The organism is Serratia bockelmannii (assembly GCF_051803255.1).
Taxonomy (GTDB): Bacteria; Pseudomonadota; Gammaproteobacteria; order Enterobacterales; family Enterobacteriaceae; genus Serratia; species Serratia bockelmannii.
Genome location: NZ_CP196512.1, coordinates 3,215,052 through 3,236,754 on the forward strand (window position 1 = coordinate 3,215,052; position 21,703 = coordinate 3,236,754).

Sequence of the window (21,703 nt, forward strand, 5' to 3'; positions counted from 1 at the left end):
TAGTAATCAAACAACAAGGGTGACATGACTCAGCAGCAACCCATACAGGATGCCGTGCCGCCGCGCAGCGTTAAAAGCTCCCCATTATTATTTCAGGCCGGCGTGTTTGTCATCATCGTTGCCGCCACGCTGATCCTCTTTAACAGCTGGCAAATCTGGAACGCGCACCAGCGCGATCTGCGCAGCGCCGAGCATGAATCCGCCAACCTCGCCCGTTCGCTGGCGCAGCATGCCGACGATACTTTCATGCAGGTGGACGGCAATCTGCTCGATCTGACCGAACGTCTCCAGAACGACGGGCTGGGTCCATCGCAGCTGACGCGGCTGCAGCGCGTCATGCAGACGCAGGTCGGCAACCTGCCGCAGCTGCATGGGCTGTTTCTCTACGATGCGCGCGGCCGCTGGCTGGCGACCTCCTCGGGCAAATTCATCAAGAACGCCAACAACGCCGATCGCGATTACTTCAAATACCATCAAAACCGCGACGGCAGCGGCCTGTACATCGGCAAGGTGATCCGCAGCCGCACCACCGGCGATCTGATCATTCCCGTTTCGCGGCGCTTCAACCACCCGGATGGCAGCTTTGGCGGCGTGGTGCTGGCGACGCTGTACGTCGATTATTTCCGCCAGTTTTACGACAGCTTCGCCCTCAACACTGACGCCTCGCTGAACCTGCTGCTGGCGGACGGCACCATCCTTTACCGCCGCCCCTACTCGGCGGCGTCGATCGGTAAAAACATCGCCAAGGGCGTGCTGTTCAGCGAAATTTTGCCGCATTCGGAATTCGGCAACGCCACCATCACCTCGCTGTACGACAAAGTGGAGCGCATCTACGGCTATTCGCGGGTCAACCGCTTTCCGCTGGTGATCGCCGCCGGGCTGTCGAAACGCGACGCGCTGGCGGACTGGCGCACCGACGCCGGGCTGTTCGCCGCCGGTGGCCTCTCGCTGCTGATGATCCTGTTGGCGATGGGCATGGTGCTGCTGCGGCAAATCAAGCACAGCATGCAAACCGAAGCCGAGCTGATGCGCACCCGCGATCAGCTGACCAGCATCAACCAGATGCTCGAAGAACTGGCGCTGCTGGACGGCCTGACCGGGCTGGCCAACCGCCGCCAGTTTGATATCGCGCTGAAGAACGAGCTGGCGCGGGCTTCGCGCAACTACCGCAGCGTGGCGCTGCTGATGCTGGATATCGACTATTTCAAACAGTACAACGACAGCTATGGCCACGTCGCCGGGGACCAGTGCCTGCAGCAGATCGGCCAAACGCTCAAAGGGTTGGCGTGCCGCAGCAACGACGTTTTAGCGCGCTACGGCGGCGAAGAGATGGGGATTATCCTGCCGGATACCGACATTCAGGGCGCACTGATTTTCGCCGAACGCGTCATCCAGGCGGTACGCGATCTGAAGATCCCGCATCAGGGCAACCCGCACGGTATCGTCACCATCAGCATCGGCATCTGCGCCAAAGTGCCACATATGTATAACGATACGCCGATCAGCTTTATCAATGAGGCGGACAGCGCGCTGTATCAGGCCAAGAAAAAAGGCAAAAACTGCATTTACGGTGCTTAATCAATAATCGGGTCTCCAAATTTGGCGGCCCGATTTATTCCCGACAAGATGAAATAATTCCACTCCGCAACATTATTTCCCCGGTTTGCCCTGCTATTTGAATGAAATAACGCCAATAAATAAGCAGCATATTTATTTCCATTACAATTCAATAAGATAAAAAATACACCATTCCGCAGACAATTCGTGCCATTTTTGATTATTCGTGCCTACGCGCAGCCCCGTTTAGCCCTCGTTTACTTTTCATTGGTATTGCCGGTGATATCCTTATTGGGAATATTCTCTCTATCAGGAAGCCATCGCACGCTTCGGCGCACTGCGCCCTGCTGATACATCCATAATAGAACCCACAAATTTCACGTTGCAATTGAGCGGCCTGCTGACGCCGCTCCAGCCAGCCACTGCGCAAGCCAGTGCAGCCAATCACGCGGCAACCTGAAAGACGGGAATAAAGCGATATAGATTTGCGAGGAGATCTCATGCCTACTGGCGATATTATGCGTGAACAGGCCGTCCTGACGCTGCCGTTGCGACAATGGGCGGCAGCGGAAGCATCCAGCGCGGTCAGCGAACTGGAACAGGGCAAGGTACTGTTTCTGCCCGAGCTGGCCTTCACCCTGTCTGAACAGGAAATGCCACTGCTGGATCCGACGTTGGTCGATCCGAAGCGCAAAAACATCAGCTATCAGCCGCTGTCCGGCAAGCTGACCGGCGTCGCCGTCGCGGAACGCCGGCAGCAGGTTCAGCAACTGCTGGAGCGCTATTACCAGTCGTGCCGCCAGCTGATCGCCGGGCTGTTGCCCGAGTATCAGGAGGCGCTGCACCATCCGACCGGCAGCCTGCGTTTGCACCCGGTTTCCGCCTGGCGGGCGACCAGTTCCTGGCGCAAAGACGACAGCCGCCTGCACGTTGACGCTTTCCCGTCGCGCCCGAACTACGGCGAACGCATTCTGCGCATTTTTACCAACATCAACCCGCACGGCGAGCACCGCCAATGGCGCGTCGGTGAACCGTTCCCTGAGCTGGCGGCACGCTTTATGCCGCGCCTCGCACGCTACTCCGCCCTCAGCAGCTGGCTGCAGCATCAGGTGCGCATCACCAAGACCCGCCGCAGCCATTATGACCACCTGATGCTGCAGTTGCACGACGCCATGAAGGCCGACGGCGATTATCAGCAGCAGGGGCCGCAGCTGGCGCTGGCGTTTCCGCCGGGCAGCAGCTGGATTTGTTTCTCGGATCAAACGCCGCACGCCGCGATGGGCGGCCAGTTTATGCTGGAACAGACCTTCCTGTTGCCGGTGAACAAGATGCAGGATCCGCAGCGCTCGCCGCTGAAAGTGCTGGAACAGCTGCGCGGTCAGCCGCTGATCTGAATAGATTGCCGCCGCCGGGGCTGCCGGCGGCGGCAAACGCGTATTACGCCTCGAAGTCCCCCTGCTGGCGCGCCACCAGCGTCAGGATGCTGTACAGCGCCACCGGCTGCTGTTCCTGATTCAACACCTGCACATCCCACACCACCACGCCGTGCGGCCGATCCTCGGCGGTTTTTTGCGGCTTGCGGATTTTCTTCTTGCAGGTCAGCCGCACCTGAATGGTGTCGCCGATCTTCACCGGTTCGATAAAGCGCAGATTCTCCATGCCGTAGTTGGCGATCACCGGCCCGACGGCGGCATCGACAAACAGCCCGGCCGCGGCGGACACCACAAAGTAACCGTGCGCCACTCGCTCGCCGAACAGGGAATCGGCGGCGCCGATCTTGTCCATGTGCGCGTAGAAATGATCGCCGCTCAGGCAGGCGAAGTTGACGATATCCGCTTCGGTCACGGTGCGGCGCGCGGTCAACAGGCTGTCGCCCAGCTGCAGCTGCTCGAAGTATTTACGGAACGGATGTACCGGATGCTCGGCGACCGGCGCGCCGCGCACCCATTCACCGCCGATGGCCGCCAGCATCGCCGGGCTGCCCTGGATCGCCGTGCGCTGCATATAGTGCTTCACCGCACGCAGTCCGCCCAGCTCTTCCCCGCCACCGGCGCGCCCCGGGCCGCCGTGTACCAGCATCGGCAGTGGCGAACCGTGGCCGGTGGACTCCGCCGCCGCCTGTTCATCCAAAATCAGCATTCGGCCGTGGGCGCAGGCCGCCGCGCGAATGAAGCGCTTGGCCAACGCCGGATCGGCGGTCACCAGCGATCCCGCCAGGCTGCCCTGCCCCAGCAACGCCAGCGCGATCGCCTGCTCGGTATCCGCATACGGCATCAGCGTTGCCACCGGCCCAAAGGCCTCGGTGCCGTGCACCGCCTGATGGGTGAACGGATCGGCGCAATACAGCAGGGTCGGTGGATAAAACGCCCCACCGCGCGCGCCGTCGCCCAGGATCTCCAGCTTATCCAGCGCCGCGCCACAGAGCGGTTCGCAACCATTGCGCAGCAGGAACTCTACCTTGCTTTGCACATCCTCACGCTGCTCGTGGCTGACCAACGCCCCCATGCGCACCGGCTCCAGCTGCGGGTCGCCCACCGTCACCCCCGCCAGGCGCTGCAACAAGGCCTGACGCACCGCCGTCACCTGCGCCGCCGGCACGATGATGCGGCGGATCGCAGTACATTTCTGCCCCGCCTTGGCGGTCATTTCACGGCACACTTCTTTGATGAACAGCGCAAACTCCGGCATCTCCGGCGTCACGTCCTCCGCCAGCACGCAGCAGTTGAGCGAATCCGCCTCCATGGTGAAGGCGATCGATTTTTCCAGCAGGCGCGGATGCGCACGCAGCCGCTGCCCGGTCTGCGCCGAGCCGGTGAAAGTCACCGCATCCTGATAATCCAGGTGCGCAAACATGTCGCCGACGCCGCCGCAAACCAACTGCAGCGCCCCTTCCGGCACCAGCCCACTGTCGACGATCAGCCTGACCATCGCCTGCGTCAGCTGCGCAGTAGCGGTGGCCGGCTTGATGATGGCCGGCATGCCCGCCAGCCAGGTCGGCGCCAGTTTTTCCAGCATGCCCCAGCACGGGAAGTTGAAGGCGTTGATGTGCAGCGCCACGCCAGGGCGCGAAGTGAGCACGTGGCGGGCGGCGAACTGCGCCTGTTTCGACAGCGGGATCAACTCGTCTTCCGGCCACAGCGTATCATCCGGCAGATCGCGGCCGGCCATGCCGGCATAGGCGAACAGCGTGGCGATGCCGCCTTCGATATCGACCCAGCCGTCGCTGCGCGTCGCACCGGTTTGATAGGAAATCTGATACAGCGCCTCTTTATGCGCCAGCAGGTGTTTGGCCACCGCTTTCAGCATCTGGGCGCGCTGCTGGAATGTCATGTTCGCCAGCGCCGGGCCGCCGTGGCTGCGGGCATAGCTCAGGCTCGCCGCTAACGGCAGGCCGTCGGAGCAGACCTGGTACAGCGCTTCGCCAGTCACGGCGTGACGGATCTCGCGGCCCTCTCCCTGCCCATACACCCAGGCGCCAGATAGATAACTGTGTAACTGCTGCATGTGCCCTCCAAAATTCATAAATTTTCACCCTACAGCTTAATTACGTATCACATAAATGCCAGTCAACGCCAAATCAAATTTTAACAAAAACAGAACAAAACCCGTTTTCAAGCCGCTTACCCTGTCATTAATACGGAATTGATTATTTTATTTATCAAATTAAATCAATAAAATAACAAAAAACCTTGTGAGTGAGCTCGCAAAACCACATGAATCTCGTTTGATCTTTTTGTTATCAGCTTGTAGCCTTATGGTTAGTTAAAGTGATTCACATTTTTATATCTAATGTGAAAAACACGAATCACCAAGAGGCGAGCATGACAACTGACGCACAATATCAGCAGCATTTCGACGACAAGATCGCGGCGGATATCGCCATTGAGGCCAAAGACTGGATGCCGGACGCCTACCGTCAGAACCTGATTCGGCAGATCGGCCAACACGCCCACTCGGAAGTCATCGGCATGCTGCCGGAAGCCAACTGGCTGACGCGCGCCCCCACGCTGCGCCGCAAGGCGGTGCTGCTGGCCAAAGTGCAAGATGAGGCCGGCCACGGTCTGTACCTCTACAGCGCCGCCGAGACCCTCGGCTGTTCGCGCCAGGACATCTACCAAAAGATGCTCGACGGCAAGATGAAGTATTCCTCCATCTTCAATTACCCCACGCTCAACTGGGCGGATATCGGCGTGATCGGCTGGCTGGTCGACGGCGCCGCCATCGTCAACCAGGTAGCGCTGTGCCGCGCCTCCTACGGCCCCTATGCGCGGGCGATGGTGAAAATCTGCAAAGAAGAAAGCTTCCACCAGCGCCAGGGCTACGAGGCGGTGATGGCGATGGCCAACGGCAGCGACACGCAGCGTGCCATGTTGCAGGACGCTATCGATCGCTTCTGGTGGCCGGTGCTGATGATGTTCGGCCCGAGCGACGCCGACTCCCCTCACAGCGCCCAGAGCATGGCGTGGAAAATCAAACGCCACAGCAACGATGAGCTGCGGCAGAAATTCGTCGACAACACCGTGCCGCAGCTTGAGGCGCTGGGCATGACGGCGCCAGACCCGAGTCTTACCTGGGACGAGGCCGCCGGCCACTATCGCTTCGGCGAGATCGACTGGAGCGAACTGCATGAAGTGATCAAAGGACGCGGCCAATGCAACCACGAACGCCTGCAGGCCAAACGCCGCGCCTGGGAAGACGGCGCCTGGGTGCGCGACGGCGCCATGGCCCACGCCGCGAAAAACGCCGCTTCCGCCGCATAGCCAACATAAGGAACCGAGATCATGAGCCACGTTGAATGGCCGCTGTATGAAGTGTTTATCCGCAGCAAACAAGGGTTGGCGCATCGCCACGTCGGCAGCCTGCACGCCGCCGACGACCAAATGGCGCTGGAAAACGCCCGCGACGCCTACACGCGCCGCAACGAAGGCTGTTCGATCTGGGTGGTGCAATCGCGCCATCTGATCGCCTCGCAGCCGGAAGATCGCGGCGCGTTCTTCGATCCGTCCGAAGACAAGATCTACCGTCATCCGACGTTTTACACCATCCCCGACGGCATCAAGAACATGTAGAGGCGACCATGACGGTTAACGATCCGCGCATCAGCTATTTGCTCCGCCAGGGCGACACGCCTCTGATCCTCGCCCAGCGTCTGTGCGCCTGGTGCGGCCACGCGCCCGAACTGGAAATCGATCTGGCGTTGGCCAACATCGGTCTCGATCTGCTCGGCCAGGCGCGCCACTTCCTGGGCTACGCCGCCGAACTGGCCGGCCCGCCCTGCAGCGAAGACAGCCTGGCCTTCGGCCGCGACGAACGCCAGTTTCATAACCTGTTGCTGGCGGAACAGCCGAACGGCGGTTTCAACGACACGCTGGTGCGTCAGTTCCTGCTCGACGCCTACCACGTGCAGCTGCACCAGGCGCTGAGCCGCAGCCGCGATGCGCAGATCGCCGCCATCGCCGCCAAATCGTTGAAGGAGGCCGATTATCACCTGCGCTTCAGCCACGGCTGGATGATCCGCCTCGGTGACGGCAACGACATCAGCCACCGCAAGATCCAACAGTCGCTGGATAACCTGTGGCGCTTTACCGCCGAGCTGTTCCACGCCGACGCGTTGGAACTGGCGTTGGCGGAACAAGGCATCGCCGTCGATCCGCGCACGCTGCAGGCCCCCTGGCTAGCGCAGGTGGAAGAGACGCTGCGGCAGGCGACGCTGGCGCTGCCCGCCGAGCAGGCGTTCCGTCACGGCGGCAAGCAAGGTCAGCACAGCGAACACCTCGGCCCGTTGCTGGCGGAGATGCAGTTCCTGCAGCGCGCCTACCCAAACAGTCAGTGGTAGGAGGCCGCGATGAACGTCACTCGTTTGCAACCCGCCGAAATCCCGCAGATTTGGCACTGCCTGCAGCAGATCAGCGATCCCGAGCTGCCGGTGCTGTCGATCACCGATTTGGGCATGGTGCGCGACGTGGTACGCGACGGCAGCGGCTGGCGCGTGACCTTCACCCCAACCTATTCCGGCTGCCCGGCCACCGAATTTTTGCTCAACGCTATCGAGCAGCGGCTGGCGGCCGCCGGTTTCAGCCCGGTGCAGGTGGACATTCGCCTCAGCCCGGCCTGGACCACCGACTGGATGAACGCCGACGCCCGCGAGCGGCTGCGGCAATACGGCGTAGCGCCCCCGCAGGGCCACACCTGCGATCGGCCGCATGCCCACGGCCCGGTCGCCTGCCCGCGCTGCGGCAGCACCCACAGCGAGAAGATCAGCGAGTTCGGATCCACCGCCTGTAAAGCGCTGTACCGCTGCTGCGACTGCCGGGAACCGTTCGACTATTTCAAATGCATATAGGAGCGCTGACACCATGACGGTCTTTCATCGCCTGAGCGTCGCCGCCATCGAGCGCGAAACGCCTGACGCCGTAGCCATCACCCTGCGGGTGCCTGAAGAGCTGCAAAACCAATACCGCTATACCCCCGGCCAGCACCTGACGCTCAAGGCGCTAGTCAACGGCGAAGAACTGCGGCGTTGCTACTCCATCTGCAGTTCGCCGCAGGAAGGCCTGCTGCAGATCGGCGTAAAAGCGATTGATCAGGGCCGTTTCTCCGGCTTCATCAACCGCATGCTGAAAGTCGGCGACGCACTGGAGGTGATGGTGCCGCAGGGGCGCTTCGGCTACCAGCCGCAGGCAGAGCGCCACGGCAACTACCTGGCGATCGCCGCCGGCTCCGGCATCACGCCAATGCTGTCGATCATCAAGGCGACGCTGCTGCTCGAACCGGGCAGCAGCTTCACCCTGATCTACGGCAACCGCAACAGCCGTTCAATGATGTTCAAAGAGGCGCTGTCGGATCTGAAAAACCGCTACCCGCAGCGTTTTCAGCCGCTGTACCTGTTCAGCCAGGAAAGTCTCGACAGCCCGCTGCTCAGCGGCCGCATCGACCGTGAACGCCTGGCGGCGATCGGCGGCGCGCTGCTGGATTTCCGCGACTATGACCACGCCTTTATCTGCGGGCCGGAATCGATGATGGACGACGCGCAAACCGTGCTGGAGCAGGCCGGCGTACCGGCCAATCACATCCACAGCGAACGCTTCAACACCAGCGGCCTGGTCACCCGCCCGCGCCACAGCGGCGATCGCAACGCTACCCGGGTGGCGATCCTGCTCGACGGCCGCCGGTTGGATATCGAGATCGGCGAACAGGACGACAGCATTCTCGATGCCGCGCTGCGCCAGGGCGCCGATCTGCCCTACGCCTGCAAAGGCGGCGTGTGCGCCACCTGCAAATGCCGTCTGAAGGCCGGCCAGGTGGAGATGGGCGTCAACTACAGCCTGGAGCCGGATCAGCTGGCGGCGGGCTACGTATTGAGCTGCCAGTCGTGGCCGAAAGGCGACGGCGTGGTGTTGGACTTCGACGTCTAGGAGCCGCGATGGATACCCCCTTTATTTTGCATCAGCAGCAACACCGCGTGGTCACGCTGACGCTGCACCGCCCGGAGGCGCGCAACGCCCTGAGCACGCCGTGCCTGGAACAGCTGGTTGCCCGTCTGGAGCAGGCAGATGCCGACAGCGGCGTGGGCGCCGTGGTGATCGCCGGCGCGGCGCGCTTTTTCGCCGCCGGCGCCGATCTGCGCGAACTGCAACAGCAGGATCTGCCGGCCGCGCTGGCGGATCGCCGTCCGCAGCTGTGGCAGCGTCTGGCGCAGTTCAGCAAGCCGCTGCTGGCGGCGGTGAACGGCTATGCCCTGGGCGCCGGCTGCGAGCTGGCGCTGGCCTGCGACATCGCCATCGGCGGCGAAAGCGCCCGCTTCGGCCTGCCGGAGATCACCCTCGGCCTGATGCCGGGCGCCGGGGGCACCCAGCGCCTGATCCGCTGCGTCGGCAAGGCGCGCGCCAGCCAGATGGTGCTGACCGGCGAAGCCATCGACGCCCGCACTGCGTTGCAGGCTGGCCTTATCAGCGAAGTGTGCGTCGATGCCCTGACGCTGGAACGCACGCAGCAGATTGCCGATCGCATCAGCCGTCAGGCGCCGCTGGCGCTGCGCGCCGCCAAACAGGCGCTGAAACAGGCCGAGGAAATCGGCCTTAGCCAGGGGCTGGCGATGGAGCGTCAGCAATTTGTCACCCTGGCCGCCACCGACGATCGCCGCGAAGGCATCGCCGCCTTTTTCGAAAAACGTACGCCAAACTATCAGGGGCGCTGATTTATGGATAACGCATTGATTCTCAGCCATCTCGACGCCGGCGTGTTGACGCTGACCCTCAACCGGCCGGATCGGCTCAACAGCTTTAACGACGAAATGCATCGCCAGCTGAGCGAAGCGCTGACGCAAGCCGAGCGCGACGACAGCGTGCGCTGCCTGCTGATCGCCGGTGCCGGGCGCGGTTTCTGCGCCGGGCAGGATCTCAACGATCGCAACGTCAGCACCGATCAACAGGCGCCGGATCTCGGCCTGTCGGTCGAACGTTTCTACAACCCCCTGATCCGCCGCCTGACCGCCCTGCCGAAACCGGTGGTATGCGCAGTCAACGGCGTGGCGGCCGGCGCCGGCGCCGCGCTGGCCCTGGCGTGCGATATCGTCATCGCCGCCGACAACGCCAGCTTTATTCAGTCGTTCTGCCGTTTGGGGCTGGTGCCGGATTCCGGCGGCAGCTGGTTCCTGCCACGGCTGGCCGGCCACGCCCGCGCGATGGGCATGGCCTTGCTGGGTGACAAAATCAGCGCCCAGCAGGCGCTGGAGTGGGGCATGATCTGGCAGGTGGTGCCGGCGGATGAATTGGCCGACCGCACGCAAACGCTGGCGCGCCATCTGGCCACCCAGCCGACCTACGGTTTGGGGCTAATCAAGAAAGCCCTCTACAGCTCGGCCACCAACAGCCTCGATCAACAGCTCGATCTGGAGCGCGATCTGCAGCGATTGGGGGGCCGCAGCGACGACTATCGCGAAGGCGTCAGCGCGTTCTTCGCCAAACGCACGCCAAATTTCAGCGGGAAATAGCCATGAACGCGCCCTTTCTTAATGGCCAGGTGGCGGTGATCGGCGCCGGCACCATGGGCATCGGCATCGCCCAGGTGGCCGCTGCCGCCGGCCATCCGGTGCGGCTGTTCGACATCGCGCCCGCCGCCGCCCAGCGCGCGATCGACGATCTCGCTCGCCGCCTGCGCCAGCGGGTCGACGGCGGCAAGGCCGACGCCGCGACCACCGAAGCGCTGCTGGCGCGCCTCGAATGCGCCGATTCGCTCGAGCAGCTGGCCGACTGCGCACTGGTGATTGAAGCGGTGGCGGAAAATCTGGCGATCAAGCAGAGCCTGTTCCGCGATCTGGAAGCGGTCTGCTCGCCCACGGCGCTGTTCGCCAGCAATACCTCCTCGCTGTCAATCACCGCCATCGCCGGGGCACTGCAGCGCCCGGCGCGCATGGCCGGGCTGCACTTCTTCAACCCGGCGCCGCTGATGAAGCTGGTGGAGATCGTCAGCGGTCTGGAGACCGGGGTAGAGACCCTCGCCGCGCTGCAGGCCCTGGCGCAGCGCTGGGGTAAGCAGAGCGTTGTATGCCGCTCGACGCCGGGATTTATCGTCAACCGCGTGGCGCGGCCATTCTACGCCGAAACCCTGCGCGCGCTGGAGGAACGGGTGGCCGACGCCGCCACCCTGGATGCAGTCATGCGCGACGCCGGCGGCTTCGCCATGGGCCCGCTGCAGTTGACCGATCTGATCGGCCAGGACGTCAATTACGCCGTGACCGACTCGGTGTATCAGGCCTTCTACCAGGATCCGCGCTTCACCCCCTCACTGGTGCAGCAGGAGCTGGTGGCCGCCGGACATCTCGGCCGCAAATCCGGCCGCGGCTTCTACCGCTACGACGCGCAACGGCCCGCCGCAGAGATGATCGCCTTTGCGCCGCCGGCGCAGGCCGCGCCGCCGCAACGCGTCACGCTGCACGGCGACTGGTCTTCGCTGGCCGATTTGGCGGAACTGTTGATCGAAAATGCGGGGGCGATCAAACAACCTGGCCAGACCAGCCCGTACCTCACGATCGACGACGTTACAATGATGTTAACCAATGGTAAAACCGCCGGCCAACTGGCCGACGAACGTGGAACGCCCGTGGTGCTGTTCGATCTCTGTGCCGACTATGCGCATGCCTCCGCCATCGCCATCAGCTGCGCTGCGCAAAACGGCGCGCAACACAATGCCAACGCGATTCGCCTGCTGCAGTCCCTCGGCAAGCAGGTCATTCAACTGCCGGATTATCCCGGCCTGCTGACGATGCGCACTCTGGCCATGCTGGCCAACGAAGCGCTCGACGTGGTGAACAAAGGCGTCGCCGGCGCCGAAGATACCGATCTGGCGATGCTGCGCGGCGTCAACTATCCGCGCGGCCCGCTGGCCTGGGGCGCCGCACTCGGCTGGCGCCACATTCTGACGACGCTGGAAAACCTGCAACGCTATTACGGCGAAGCGCGCTATCGCCCGATGCCGCTGCTGCGCCGCTACGCTTCCCCCGCCTCTTTCTCAGGAGCCGAACGATGAACGCCAATACGCCGCGCGCGCTGGCTCAGCGCTGCGCCGAACAGATGTTCCAGCAAGATACCTGCGCTCAGGCGATGGGGATGCATATCGACGCCGTCGATGCAGGGTACGCACAGGTCAGCATGACCGTCGGCCCGCAGATGCTCAATGGCCACCAGACCTGCCACGGCGGCCAGCTGTTCAGCCTGGCGGATACCGCCTTCGCCTACGCCTGCAACAGCCAGGGATTGGCGGCGGTGGCCTCCGGCTGCAGCATCGATTTCGTCCGCCCGGCACTGGCCGGCGATCGCCTCACCGCCAGCGCGGCGGTGCGCCACCAAGGCAAAGCCACCGGGCTGTACGACGTCGAGATCGTCAACCAACTGGGCAAAACCGTCGCCTGGTTCCGCGGCCGCGCGCACCGCCTCGGCCACAGTATTTTAGGAGATCAGGCATGAATCAGGCATTTATCTGCGACGGCGTGCGCACCCCGATCGGTCGCTATGGCGGCGCGCTGGCCCAGGTGCGCGCTGACGATCTCGCCGCCCTGCCGCTGCGCGTGCTGCTGGAACGCCATCCGCAGGCGGATTGGGCGCAGTTGGACGACGTGATCCTCGGCTGCGCCAACCAGGCCGGGGAAGACAACCGCAACCTGGCACGCATGGCGCTGCTGCTGGCCGGCGTGCCGATCGGCGTTTCCGGCACCACGGTGAACCGCCTGTGCGGTTCGGGCCTGGATGCGCTGGCGATGGCGGCACGCAGCATCAAGGCCGGCGACGCCGGGTTGCTGCTGGCGGGCGGCGCGGAATCGATGACCCGTGCGCCGCTGGTGATGGGCAAGGCCGACAGCGCCTTCAGCCGCCAGACGCAGCTGTACGACACTACCCTCGGCTGGCGCTTCGTCAATCCGCGGATGCAGGCCGAGTTCGGCACCGATTCGATGCCGGAGACCGCCGAAAACGTCGCGGCGCAGTTCAACATCAGCCGCGCCGATCAGGACGCCTTTGCGCTGCGCAGCCAGCAGCGCGCCGCCCGGGCGCAGGCGCTGGGTCACCTGGCGCAGGAGATAGCGCCGGTCAGCCTCACCGGTAAAAAAGGCGCGGTCACCCTGTTCAGCCAGGATGAACACCCGCGCGCCGACACCACCTTCGAGCAGTTGCAGGCGCTGAAAACCCCGTTCCGTCAGCCCGGCAGCGTCACCGCCGGCAACGCCTCGGGCCTGAACGACGGCGCGGCGGCGCTGATCGTCGCCTCTGAAGCGATGGCAGCACGCCAAGGCCTGACGCCGCGGGCGCGCATCGTCGCCACCGCCACCTGCGGCGTAGAGCCGCGGCTGATGGGCATCGGCCCGCTGCCGGCCACCCGCAAGGTGCTGGAGATCGCCGGGCTGAGCCTGGCGCAGATGGACGTCATCGAATTGAACGAAGCGTTCGCCGCCCAGGCGTTGGCGGTGATGCGCCAGCTTGGCCTGCCGGACGATGCCCCACAGGTTAACCCCAACGGCGGCGCGATCGCTCTGGGGCATCCGTTGGGCATGAGCGGCGCGCGCCTGGCGCTAGCCGCCCTGTTTGAACTGGAACGGCGAGCCGGCCGCTACGCCCTGTGCACCATGTGCATCGGCGTAGGCCAAGGCATCGCCATGATCATTGAGCGTGTCTGACCCCTGAGGCTAACCATGACAATAAATCCACAGCCCCTCGAAACGATCGAATTCGCCTCGCGCGATGAGATTGAAGCGTTGCAGTTGGCGCGTCTGAAGTGGACGCTGCACCACGCCTACGACAATGTGCCGATGTACAAACGCAAATTCGACCAGGCCGGCGTACACCCCGACGATCTCAAACAGCTGAGCGATCTGGCGCGCTTCCCCTACACCACCAAGCAGGATCTGCGCGACAACTACCCGTTCGACACCTTCGCGGTGCCGATGGAACAGGTGGTGCGCATCCACGCCTCCTCGGGCACCACCGGCCGCCCGACGGTGGTCGGTTACACCCAGCGCGACATCGATAATTGGGCCGATATCGTCGCCCGCTGCCTGCGCGCCGGCGGCGCCACCGCCAAAGACAAGGTGCACGTCGCCTACGGCTACGGCCTGTTCACCGGCGGCCTCGGCGCGCACTACGGCGCAGAGCGGCTCGGCGCGACGGTGATCCCGATGTCCGGCGGCCAGACGGAGCGCCAGGCGCAGCTGATCCTCGACTTCAAGCCCGACATCATCATGGTGACGCCGTCCTATTGCCTGACGCTGATCGACGAACTGGAGCGCAAAATGGGCGGCGATGCGCGCGGCTGCTCGCTGCGGCTCGGCGTGTTCGGCGCCGAACCCTGGACCGAAGCCCTGCGCCACGAAATCGAAACCCGCATGGGCATCAAGGCGCTGGATATTTACGGCCTGTCGGAAGTGATGGGGCCGGGCGTAGCGATGGAGTGTCTGGAGAGCGGCGGTGGCCCGACCATTTGGGAAGACCACTTCCTGCCGGAGATCATCTGCCCGGAAACCGGCATTGCCCTGCCGGACGGCGAGCACGGCGAACTGGTGTTCACCACCCTGACTAAAGAGGCGCTGCCGGTTATCCGCTACCGCACCCGCGATCTTACTCGGCTGCTGCCGGGTGACGCGCGCCAGATGCGCCGCATGGGCAAGATCACCGGCCGCTCCGACGACATGCTGATCATTCGCGGTGTCAACGTCTTCCCGTCGCAGGTGGAAGAGCAGATCATGCAGTTCGAGCAGCTGTCTCCGCACTACCAGCTGCAGGTCAGCCGCAGCGGGCATCTGGACACGCTGGCGGTGCGCGTCGAGCTCAAGGAGTCGGCGCTCAGCCTCAGCCACCAGCAGCGTTGCGATATCTGCCACCAGCTGCGCCACCACATCAAATCGATCGTGGGCGTCAGCACCGACGTCAGCATCGCCAACTGCGGCGATATTCCGCGCTCGGAAGGCAAGGCGCAGCGCGTGGTCGATCTGCGGCCGCGCTGAGGCGCACGGCGTCACGGATGACGCCGCCCCAAATTAGGCGTAATGTTATGGCTCATCGAAGGCTAACCCATGGAAAAATATGGAACATAAACTGGATGAGTTCATTCGCCATGCCGTCGACGCGCAGCCGATCAGCGGCACCTCGCTGATCATTTCGCTGTACGGCGACGCGCTCAGCCACCGCGGCGGCGAAGTGTGGCTCGGCAGCCTGAGCGCGCTGCTGGAGGCCTTCGGTTTCGGCGATCGCTTCGTGCGCACCTCGGTGTTCCGCCTGCAGAAAGAGGGTTGGCTGGCGGTGGAGAAAATCGGCCGCCGCAGCTTCTACCGCGTGACCGAGCAGGGAATGCGCCAGTTCCGCCACGCCGAATCGAAAATCTATCTGCGCGAGCAGCCCGCCTGGGACGGCAAGTGGGAGCTGTTGCTGCTGGAATGCGCCGAAAAAAACGCGCGCGCGCGGCTGAAAAAAGAGCTGGGCTGGCTCGGGTTCGGGCAGATCGCCAACAATCTGATGGCCGCCCCCACCCATGCGCAAACCGACGTGACGGCGCTGCTCGGCGAATTGAACGCCAGTGAGCAGGTGATCTACTTTCGCGCCGATTACCCCTACAACCGCTCCGAGCAAACGCTGCAGAAACTGGTGGCCGACTGCTGGTCGCTCAGCGATGTGGCGGCCGGCTATCACGAGTTTATCGTCTCCTTCCGGCCGCTGATGGCGCTGCTGCGCGAAGTCGACCCGGCGGCGCTGACGCCGCTGCGCGGTTTCCAGATTAAGCTATTATTGATTCACTTCTTCCGTCGCGTGGTGTTGAAAGATCCGCTGCTGCCGGACGCGCTGCTGCCCGCCCAGTGGGAGGGCCAAATCGCCCGTAATCTGTGCATCAATCTCTATCAGCAGGTCGATCGCGCCGCGACGGAGTACGTCAGCGCGCTGGCGGAGACCACCATCGGCGCCCTGCCCGCACCGGCCGCCGGCTACTATCGGCGCTTCGGCGGCCTGCCGCGCGACCCTACATTTTAAGGAACTCACGCTATGCCTGTGTATCAGATTGACGGCCTGACGCCGGTCGTCGACCCCAGCAGTTACGTGCACCCGACGGCGGTGCTGATCGGCGACGTGATCGTCGGCAAACACGTGTATATCGGCCCGAACGCCAGCCTGCGCGGCGATTTTGGCCGCCTGGTAATCTGCGACGGCGCCAATATTCAGGACAACTGCGTGATGCACGGCTTCCCGCAGCAGGACACGGTGGTGGAAGAAGACGGCCATATCGGCCACGGCGCCATCCTGCACGGCTGCCGCATTCGCCGCAACGCGATGGTGGGCATGAACGCGGTGGTGATGGACGGTGCGGAGATCGGCGAGAACACCATCGTCGGCGCGATGGCGTTCGTCAAAGCCGCGGCGGTGATCGAAGCCAACAAGCTGGTGGTCGGCAGCCCGGCGCGCGTGCTGCGCGATCTGACCGAACAGGAGCTGGCCTGGAAGATCGCCGGCACCCGCGAGTATCAGGATCTGGTACAGCGCTGCAAATCCTCGCTGCACGAAGTGGCGCCGCTGACCGAAATCGAACCGGGCCGCCAACGCCTGAGCTTCGGCGACCACCTGATCCCGAAAAGCCAGCTTTAATCCCCGGGGCTGAGATGCGCCTCAGCCCCTCCCCTTATTACTCCACCTCATTACTCCACCTCCGGCGCCTTGAACGGCGACGGTGTAGCCGCGCGGCGGCTCTGGAAGTGATAAGCCACCACCAGCAGCAAGGTGAACGGAATGCCGAACCACAGCGTCATGCGGAAGAATTCGGTAAACGCCGTCGAGATCATCAGCGCCGCCATCAGCCCGGCGCCGAGCAAGGTGGTATAGGGAAAGCCCCACATGCGGAACTTCAGGTGGGTCTGCCGATGCCGGCGGCGGAAGAACAGGTGGGTGACGAAAATCATCAGCCAGGTAAAGCAGGCGCCATACACCGAGATAGACATCATGGCGGCGAACGAGGTTTCCGGCGCCACCAGGCTCAGCACGATGGACACCACGATACCGATGCACGACATCGCCAACGCATTGACCGGAATGCCGCGCCGGCTGACGCGCCCCAATGCCGCCGGCGCCTGCCCGGCACGCGACAGCGAGAACATCATGCGGGTGGTGATGTACAGCTGGCTGTTCATTGCCGACAGCGCTGCCACCAGCACGATAAAGTTGAAAATACCGGCGGCGGCGGGCAGATGGATCACGTTCATCGCCATCAGGAACGGGCTTTCGCCGGTGCCGGACTGGCGCCAGGGCACGATGGCCAGCATCAGGGCGATCGACAGCATGTAGAAGATGAACAGCCGCACGATGGTGCCCTTGAACGCCGCCTTCACCGCAATCACCGGATTTTTCGCCTCGCCGGCGGCCACCGCAATCATTTCAATGCTCAGGTAGCTGAAGATGGACACGATCACCGCGAACCACATGCCCTTGACGCCAAACGGCATGAAGCCGCCGGCGGTCAGGTTGCGCAGGCCGTAGGCCGGGTTGCCCGAGAATGCCAGAATGCCGATGCCGATCAGAATAAACGCCACGATCGCCGTCACTTTGACGGTGGACAGCGCGTATTCCACCTGGCCGAACGACTTCACCCCGATCACGTTGACGACGATCACCGCCGCCGAGAACAGCAGCACCCACGGCCAGGTCGGCGTCGCCGGGAACCAGAACTGCATGTACATGCCGATGGCGGTGACTTCGGTACCCACCGCCAGCACCACACAGGACCAGTAAGAATAACGCACCAGAAAACCGAACAGCGGGCCGAGATAGAATTCGGCGTAGTCGCCGAACGAGCCGGGCGTTGGGTGTTCGGAGGTCATCTCCGCCAGGCTGCCCATCAGCAGCAGCGCAATGACGCCGCCGATCAGGTAGCTCAACAATACCGACGGTCCCGCCATCTGAATGGCGTAGGCGCTGCCGAGAAACAGCCCGGTGCCGATGGCGCCGCCGATCGCCAGCATCGACATCTGCCCGGCGGTAAGATGCTTGTTCAACCCGCCCTGACGGCGGGCGATATGCTCAAAATCATTCATCTGTGGCATGGCTGGGTTCCCGAGCGGAGTTAGGCGGTACGGGTGACGTCGAGAATGGCGGCGGTCACATAGTCAATGTTGCCGGGATTGAGCCCCGGCAGGCACATGCGGCCGGGCGAGACCAGATAGATGGCATAGCGCAGCCGCAGGGTCTGCAGCTGCGCTTCGTTCAGGCCGGTATAGCTGAACATGCCGCGCTGATCGCGAATACGCCGGTGATCCAGCGAAGAGCCACCCTGCGCCAGCCCGGCGGCCAGCTGTTCACGCATTTGCTTGATGCGCGAGCGCATTTCTGCCAGCTCATTGCGCCAAAGCTCGCCAAGTTCGGCGTCGCCGAGCAGGGTTTCCACGATCTGGCTGCCGTGCGTCGGCGGGCAGGAGTAGCTGCGGCGGATCAGCGTTTTTAACGCCCCTTTGACGTTGGCGGCATTTTCCGCGTCGGCGCAGCGCACCGACAGCGCGCCCAGACGCTGGCCGTACAGCGCGACGTTTTTGGAAAACGAATTGCAGACCAAAAACGGCAGATCGGTTTTCAGCGCTTCGCGCAACGCAAAGCAGTCCTCCTCCAGCCCGTCGCCGAAGCCCTGATAGGCGATATCGAACAGCGGCAGCAGGCTGCGTCGCTGCAGCACGGCGAGCGTGGCGCGCCACTGCTCCGCCGTCAGATCGGTGCCGGTCGGGTTATGGCAACAAGGATGCAACAGGACCACGCTGCCCGGCGGCAGGCTGTCCAACGCGTCGAGCATGGCGGCGAAACGCAGGCCGCCCGCCGCTTCATCAAAGTAGGGATAGGTATTCACCCGCAGCCCGGCGCCTTCGAAAATCGCCCAGTGATTGGCCCAGGTGGGATCGGACACCCAAATTTCACCGCGCGCCAGAAAGTGGCGCAAAAAATCCGCCGCCAGCTTCAACGCGCCGGAGCCGCCGACGGTCTGCACCGTGGCGATCTCGGCCGCCTGTTGCTCACCGAACAGCAGCGTCTGCACCTGGCGAGCAAACTGCGACGAACCCTCGATCGGCGGATAGCCATGTGGGCGACGCAGCGCCAACAATCGCTGTTCGGCCGCCTCAACCGCGCGCATCAGCGGAATATTCCCCTGTCGGTCGTAATACAGACCAATGCCTAAATTCACTTTTTGCGGATTGGGGTCCTGCAAATAGGCTTCCATCAGCGACATAATAGGATCGGCCGCGGAAGGTGCAATCTGTTTAAACATGACACATCCTTAACTCGTTATTGAATTAATATAAAGGCGAACTTAAGAAGAAATTAAATCAGGCGATGGCGCTGACGGTAATTTCTATTTTCATTCCGGGCACCACCAATTTCTCGACGATAACCGTGGAGCGATTGGGATAAGGATAATTAAAGTATTTCCGGTAAATATCATCGAGCCATTTAACGTCGTTAACGTCGGTAAGATACACGATCACCTGCAGCACCTTATCGCTGTGGCTGCCCGCCGCCTTCAGCGTCTGCGCCAGGTTATCGAAGGTCAGCGCAATCTGTCGCTCCGGCGCGCCGGTGTCGATGCTGCCGTCCGCCCGCACCGGGCCGTGGGCGGTAAACAGCATGCCGCCGCCCCGGGTGGCCCAGGAAAAAGGCTGGCCGATATCCGGCAGCCCGGTCTCTACAATCTCGCGCATGTCAGTGGTTCCCGTGGTGGTCAAGTTGGCGAAGCAGCGCGCCGTCGGCGGCGAACAACGCATCCAGGATGGTGAAATGGTTGGCGCCTGGCACCGCGACCAGTTCAGCCGGCAGCCCGCGTTGGCGCAGCGCCGCATGATAGTGTTGCGACTGACCTCTCAGTTCCGGCAGCTCCAATGCGCCGTAATACAGCGTAAGCGGCTTGCCGCGCGTCGGCAGGCGGCGCGCCGGGCTGAGCGTTTCAATTTGCCGCGTGGTCAACTGCAGCGCCCGATTGACATAACTTTGTTGCAGCGGCGCCAGCTCGAACAGGCCGCTGATGGGAAAGACGGCATCCACCAACGCATGCTGCTGCCAGAGCGCCGCCAGCTGCCCGCCGGCGGAATGGCCGCACAGATAAACCGGATGGGCGTAGTGCGGCGGCAGGCGGCGCTGAATGGCATCCAGCGCCATTCCGATCTGTCGGCATATTTCGTCGAGATCCACCGCCGGTGCGAGCGCATATTCCACCAACACCACGTCAAAACCCAACGCCAGCGGCCCGGCGGCGATAAAGGCGAAATCCGCCTTATCGCAAAATTGCCAATAGCCGCCGTGAATAAAAATTAACGTCCCCTGATGCTGCTTTGCAGAATAGAGCCAATCAAATGTTTCGCGTTCACCGTTGCCATAAGCAATATTATTTTCATGGCGCGTCTGTTTATAAACAGCCGCGCTGCGGGTTTGAAATGAAGTCAAAATAGCCGCTTCATTATCCACCGTGGCGCCGTTGTCATAACTCCCCGCAAGTGGTTTCATATATTAAACTTCGTTTATTATTTAAGATGTGAATTAACTATTAGCACCGGCAACATTATTGTCAAGACGGGCGCATCAGCAATGCGCGCCCGGTAAAATAAAACCTGATGAATAATGAAAAAGTTTAACCCATGAAACTTTTTGCGCTTATTTCCCCCGCCCACCCGGCTGAATTTGCGGCAAGGCGCTGAGCCGTTCAAATGCATAATCCCAAAAGGCGCGCACCTTCAGCGGCATGTGCTGCGCCTGCTGCGCCACCAGCTGTACCGGCATAGGCAACGGCTCGTGATCCGTCAACAGCCGCACCAGCGTACCGGCGGCCAAATCGTCCGCCACCTGATACGAGAGCAACCGGGCGACGCCCTTGCCGGCGCGCACCGCCAGCAGTTGCGCTTCCACGTCGTTGAGCAATAGCCGGGGAGTCAATCGCACCCGCTCGCCGTTTTCCTGCGGGCCGAAGCGCCATTCGCGCAGCGACGGCCGCTGGGTGCCGACGATAGTGGCATGTTCCGCCAGCTGCGCCGGTGAGCTCGGTTCACCGCAGCGCGCCAGGTAATCCGGGCTGGCGACCGTCACCCGGCTGACCTGCCCCAGCCGCCGCGCCACGCGCGAAGAGTCCTGCAGATGACCGATGCGCACCGCGATATCCAATCCTTCGTCAATCAGATCGAGATTGCGATCGTTCAATACCATTTCGATCTGCATCTGCGGGTAATCATCGAGAAACGCCATCACCACCGGCGCCACATAGCGGCGGCCGAACTGCACCGGCGAAGTGACGCGCAGCAAGCCGCTCAGCTGCGCTTCGGCGGTATCCTGCACCACCGCCTGATAATCCTGCAGCAGCTGTTGCGCGCGTTCCAACAGCCGCATACCCGCTTCGGTGGGCGCCAGCCGCCGGGTCGTTCGCTCCACCAATCGGGTACCGAAACGCTGTTCCAGCGCGGCGATCGCCCGGGTGATCGCCGGCGCCGAACGCCGCAGTTTGCGCCCGGCCGCCGCCAGGCTGCCTTGCTGCACCACCGCCACGAAGATCGCCAACTCGTCTAACCGATCCATAGATTCTTCCGAAAAGTGAAATTATCAATTTCCACATTGCCGGATTTCGCTCGTTCAACGCAAGAGTATGCTGACAAAAAGCACTG

At 62.9% G+C, this 21,703-nt stretch carries 21 protein-coding genes; 15 read left to right on the plus strand and 6 right to left on the minus strand.

What is annotated here, in order from left to right; translation table 11 throughout:
• Positions 1–24: 24 nt before the first annotated feature.
• Positions 25–1,578, plus strand: a complete 1,554-nt coding sequence (locus ACSJLU_RS15285; protein WP_127146036.1) for a sensor domain-containing diguanylate cyclase — start codon at positions 25–27, stop codon at positions 1,576–1,578.
• Positions 1,579–2,057: 479 nt separating this feature from the next.
• On the plus strand, positions 2,058–2,951 hold the full coding sequence (locus ACSJLU_RS15290) for a Kdo hydroxylase family protein (RefSeq protein WP_025303361.1): 894 nt from the start codon (positions 2,058–2,060) through the stop codon (positions 2,949–2,951).
• 43 nt (positions 2,952–2,994) lie between these two features.
• Here ACSJLU_RS15290 and paaZ read toward each other — a convergent pair whose 3' ends face one another.
• The gene (paaZ, locus tag ACSJLU_RS15295; RefSeq protein ID WP_049295901.1) at positions 2,995–5,061 is read right to left on the minus strand and encodes a phenylacetic acid degradation bifunctional protein PaaZ; all 2,067 of its coding nucleotides are present in this window, start codon (positions 5,059–5,061) and stop codon (positions 2,995–2,997) included.
• A gap of 317 nt (positions 5,062–5,378) precedes the next feature.
• Between paaZ and paaA the strand changes: the two genes are divergently transcribed.
• From paaA to paaY, 13 genes are all read left to right on the plus strand, one after another.
• Positions 5,379–6,317 carry a 1,2-phenylacetyl-CoA epoxidase subunit PaaA gene (gene paaA / locus ACSJLU_RS15300; protein WP_033647856.1) on the plus strand — a complete coding sequence of 313 codons (939 nt, stop codon included), beginning with the start codon at positions 5,379–5,381 and terminating at the stop codon, positions 6,315–6,317.
• 21 nt (positions 6,318–6,338) lie between these two features.
• Entirely contained in the window at positions 6,339–6,626 is a 288-nt protein-coding gene (gene paaB / locus ACSJLU_RS15305) for a 1,2-phenylacetyl-CoA epoxidase subunit PaaB (RefSeq protein ID WP_004935173.1), read from the plus strand.
• 8 nt (positions 6,627–6,634) lie between these two features.
• On the plus strand, positions 6,635–7,393 hold the full coding sequence (gene paaC / locus ACSJLU_RS15310) for a 1,2-phenylacetyl-CoA epoxidase subunit PaaC (protein WP_025303364.1): 759 nt from the start codon (positions 6,635–6,637) through the stop codon (positions 7,391–7,393).
• Between the two features lie 9 nt (positions 7,394–7,402).
• Positions 7,403–7,900, plus strand: coding sequence for a 1,2-phenylacetyl-CoA epoxidase subunit PaaD (gene paaD / locus ACSJLU_RS15315; protein WP_025303365.1), 498 nt, complete (start codon positions 7,403–7,405; stop codon positions 7,898–7,900).
• Between the two features lie 13 nt (positions 7,901–7,913).
• Positions 7,914–8,972: a 1,2-phenylacetyl-CoA epoxidase subunit PaaE gene (gene paaE, locus ACSJLU_RS15320; RefSeq protein WP_127146038.1), complete on the plus strand. Its 1,059-nt coding sequence runs from the start codon at positions 7,914–7,916 to the stop codon at positions 8,970–8,972.
• 8 nt (positions 8,973–8,980) lie between these two features.
• On the plus strand, positions 8,981–9,754 hold the full coding sequence (paaF, locus tag ACSJLU_RS15325; RefSeq protein ID WP_127146039.1) for a 2,3-dehydroadipyl-CoA hydratase PaaF: 774 nt from the start codon (positions 8,981–8,983) through the stop codon (positions 9,752–9,754).
• Positions 9,755–9,757: 3 nt separating this feature from the next.
• The gene (gene paaG, locus ACSJLU_RS15330) at positions 9,758–10,549 is read left to right on the plus strand and encodes a 2-(1,2-epoxy-1,2-dihydrophenyl)acetyl-CoA isomerase PaaG (protein WP_380824825.1); all 792 of its coding nucleotides are present in this window, start codon (positions 9,758–9,760) and stop codon (positions 10,547–10,549) included.
• Between the two features lie 2 nt (positions 10,550–10,551).
• Entirely contained in the window at positions 10,552–12,084 is a 1,533-nt protein-coding gene (locus ACSJLU_RS15335; RefSeq protein WP_380824822.1) for a 3-hydroxyacyl-CoA dehydrogenase, read from the plus strand.
• Positions 12,081–12,521 (plus strand): hydroxyphenylacetyl-CoA thioesterase PaaI, encoded by a 441-nt coding sequence (gene paaI, locus ACSJLU_RS15340; protein WP_016927190.1) that lies wholly within the window; start codon positions 12,081–12,083, stop codon positions 12,519–12,521. The genes ACSJLU_RS15335 and paaI overlap by 4 nt, the downstream gene beginning before the upstream one ends.
• Positions 12,518–13,723 (plus strand): 3-oxoadipyl-CoA thiolase, encoded by a 1,206-nt coding sequence (gene pcaF, locus ACSJLU_RS15345; protein WP_380824820.1) that lies wholly within the window; start codon positions 12,518–12,520, stop codon positions 13,721–13,723. Before paaI ends, pcaF begins: the two co-directional genes overlap by 4 nt.
• 15 nt (positions 13,724–13,738) lie before the next feature.
• The gene (gene paaK / locus ACSJLU_RS15350; protein WP_016927188.1) at positions 13,739–15,046 is read left to right on the plus strand and encodes a phenylacetate--CoA ligase PaaK; all 1,308 of its coding nucleotides are present in this window, start codon (positions 13,739–13,741) and stop codon (positions 15,044–15,046) included.
• Between the two features lie 79 nt (positions 15,047–15,125).
• Entirely contained in the window at positions 15,126–16,064 is a 939-nt protein-coding gene (paaX, locus tag ACSJLU_RS15355) for a phenylacetic acid degradation operon negative regulatory protein PaaX (RefSeq protein ID WP_043140497.1), read from the plus strand.
• A 12-nt stretch (positions 16,065–16,076) separates the two neighbouring features.
• Complete coding sequence (paaY, locus tag ACSJLU_RS15360) at positions 16,077–16,673, plus strand: phenylacetic acid degradation protein PaaY (protein ID WP_021505794.1); 597 nt, start codon at positions 16,077–16,079, stop codon at positions 16,671–16,673.
• A 50-nt stretch (positions 16,674–16,723) separates the two neighbouring features.
• Here the strand turns inward: paaY and ACSJLU_RS15365 are convergent, their stop codons facing one another.
• The 5 genes from ACSJLU_RS15365 to ACSJLU_RS15385 all read right to left on the minus strand — a co-directional run bounded on the left by ACSJLU_RS15365 (position 16,724) and on the right by ACSJLU_RS15385 (position 21,617).
• Complete coding sequence (locus tag ACSJLU_RS15365) at positions 16,724–18,121, minus strand: amino acid permease (RefSeq protein ID WP_025303372.1); 1,398 nt, start codon at positions 18,119–18,121, stop codon at positions 16,724–16,726.
• Positions 18,122–18,141: 20 nt separating this feature from the next.
• On the minus strand, positions 18,142–19,329 hold the full coding sequence (locus ACSJLU_RS15370) for an amino acid aminotransferase (protein ID WP_380824816.1): 1,188 nt from the start codon (positions 19,327–19,329) through the stop codon (positions 18,142–18,144).
• 58 nt (positions 19,330–19,387) lie between these two features.
• Positions 19,388–19,759 (minus strand): RidA family protein, encoded by a 372-nt coding sequence (locus ACSJLU_RS15375; protein ID WP_033643621.1) that lies wholly within the window; start codon positions 19,757–19,759, stop codon positions 19,388–19,390.
• A 1-nt stretch (position 19,760) separates the two neighbouring features.
• The gene (locus ACSJLU_RS15380; protein WP_060660544.1) at positions 19,761–20,558 is read right to left on the minus strand and encodes an alpha/beta hydrolase; all 798 of its coding nucleotides are present in this window, start codon (positions 20,556–20,558) and stop codon (positions 19,761–19,763) included.
• Between the two features lie 147 nt (positions 20,559–20,705).
• Entirely contained in the window at positions 20,706–21,617 is a 912-nt protein-coding gene (locus ACSJLU_RS15385; protein ID WP_380824812.1) for a LysR family transcriptional regulator, read from the minus strand.
• Between the last annotated feature and the right edge of the window lie 86 nt (positions 21,618–21,703).

Excerpts from the sequence above, each read along its gene's own strand:
- ACSJLU_RS15285 (WP_127146036.1), top strand. The coding sequence starts at position 25 with ATGACTCAGCAGCAACCCATACAGGATGCCGTGCCGCCGCGCAGCGTT.
- ACSJLU_RS15290 (WP_025303361.1), top strand. The coding sequence starts at position 2,058 with ATGCCTACTGGCGATATTATGCGTGAACAGGCCGTCCTGACGCTGCCG.
- paaZ (WP_049295901.1), bottom strand. The coding sequence starts at position 5,061 with ATGCAGCAGTTACACAGTTATCTATCTGGCGCCTGGGTGTATGGGCAG.
- paaA (WP_033647856.1), top strand. The coding sequence starts at position 5,379 with ATGACAACTGACGCACAATATCAGCAGCATTTCGACGACAAGATCGCG.
- paaB (WP_004935173.1), top strand. The coding sequence starts at position 6,339 with ATGAGCCACGTTGAATGGCCGCTGTATGAAGTGTTTATCCGCAGCAAA.
- paaC (WP_025303364.1), top strand. The coding sequence starts at position 6,635 with ATGACGGTTAACGATCCGCGCATCAGCTATTTGCTCCGCCAGGGCGAC.
- paaD (WP_025303365.1), top strand. The coding sequence starts at position 7,403 with ATGAACGTCACTCGTTTGCAACCCGCCGAAATCCCGCAGATTTGGCAC.
- paaE (WP_127146038.1), top strand. The coding sequence starts at position 7,914 with ATGACGGTCTTTCATCGCCTGAGCGTCGCCGCCATCGAGCGCGAAACG.
- paaF (WP_127146039.1), top strand. The coding sequence starts at position 8,981 with ATGGATACCCCCTTTATTTTGCATCAGCAGCAACACCGCGTGGTCACG.
- paaG (WP_380824825.1), top strand. The coding sequence starts at position 9,758 with ATGGATAACGCATTGATTCTCAGCCATCTCGACGCCGGCGTGTTGACG.
- ACSJLU_RS15335 (WP_380824822.1), top strand. The coding sequence starts at position 10,552 with ATGAACGCGCCCTTTCTTAATGGCCAGGTGGCGGTGATCGGCGCCGGC.
- paaI (WP_016927190.1), top strand. The coding sequence starts at position 12,081 with ATGAACGCCAATACGCCGCGCGCGCTGGCTCAGCGCTGCGCCGAACAG.
- pcaF (WP_380824820.1), top strand. The coding sequence starts at position 12,518 with ATGAATCAGGCATTTATCTGCGACGGCGTGCGCACCCCGATCGGTCGC.
- paaK (WP_016927188.1), top strand. The coding sequence starts at position 13,739 with ATGACAATAAATCCACAGCCCCTCGAAACGATCGAATTCGCCTCGCGC.
- paaX (WP_043140497.1), top strand. The coding sequence starts at position 15,126 with ATGGAACATAAACTGGATGAGTTCATTCGCCATGCCGTCGACGCGCAG.
- paaY (WP_021505794.1), top strand. The coding sequence starts at position 16,077 with ATGCCTGTGTATCAGATTGACGGCCTGACGCCGGTCGTCGACCCCAGC.
- ACSJLU_RS15365 (WP_025303372.1), bottom strand. The coding sequence starts at position 18,121 with ATGCCACAGATGAATGATTTTGAGCATATCGCCCGCCGTCAGGGCGGG.
- ACSJLU_RS15370 (WP_380824816.1), bottom strand. The coding sequence starts at position 19,329 with ATGTTTAAACAGATTGCACCTTCCGCGGCCGATCCTATTATGTCGCTG.
- ACSJLU_RS15375 (WP_033643621.1), bottom strand. The coding sequence starts at position 19,759 with ATGCGCGAGATTGTAGAGACCGGGCTGCCGGATATCGGCCAGCCTTTT.
- ACSJLU_RS15380 (WP_060660544.1), bottom strand. The coding sequence starts at position 20,558 with ATGAAACCACTTGCGGGGAGTTATGACAACGGCGCCACGGTGGATAAT.
- ACSJLU_RS15385 (WP_380824812.1), bottom strand. The coding sequence starts at position 21,617 with ATGGATCGGTTAGACGAGTTGGCGATCTTCGTGGCGGTGGTGCAGCAA.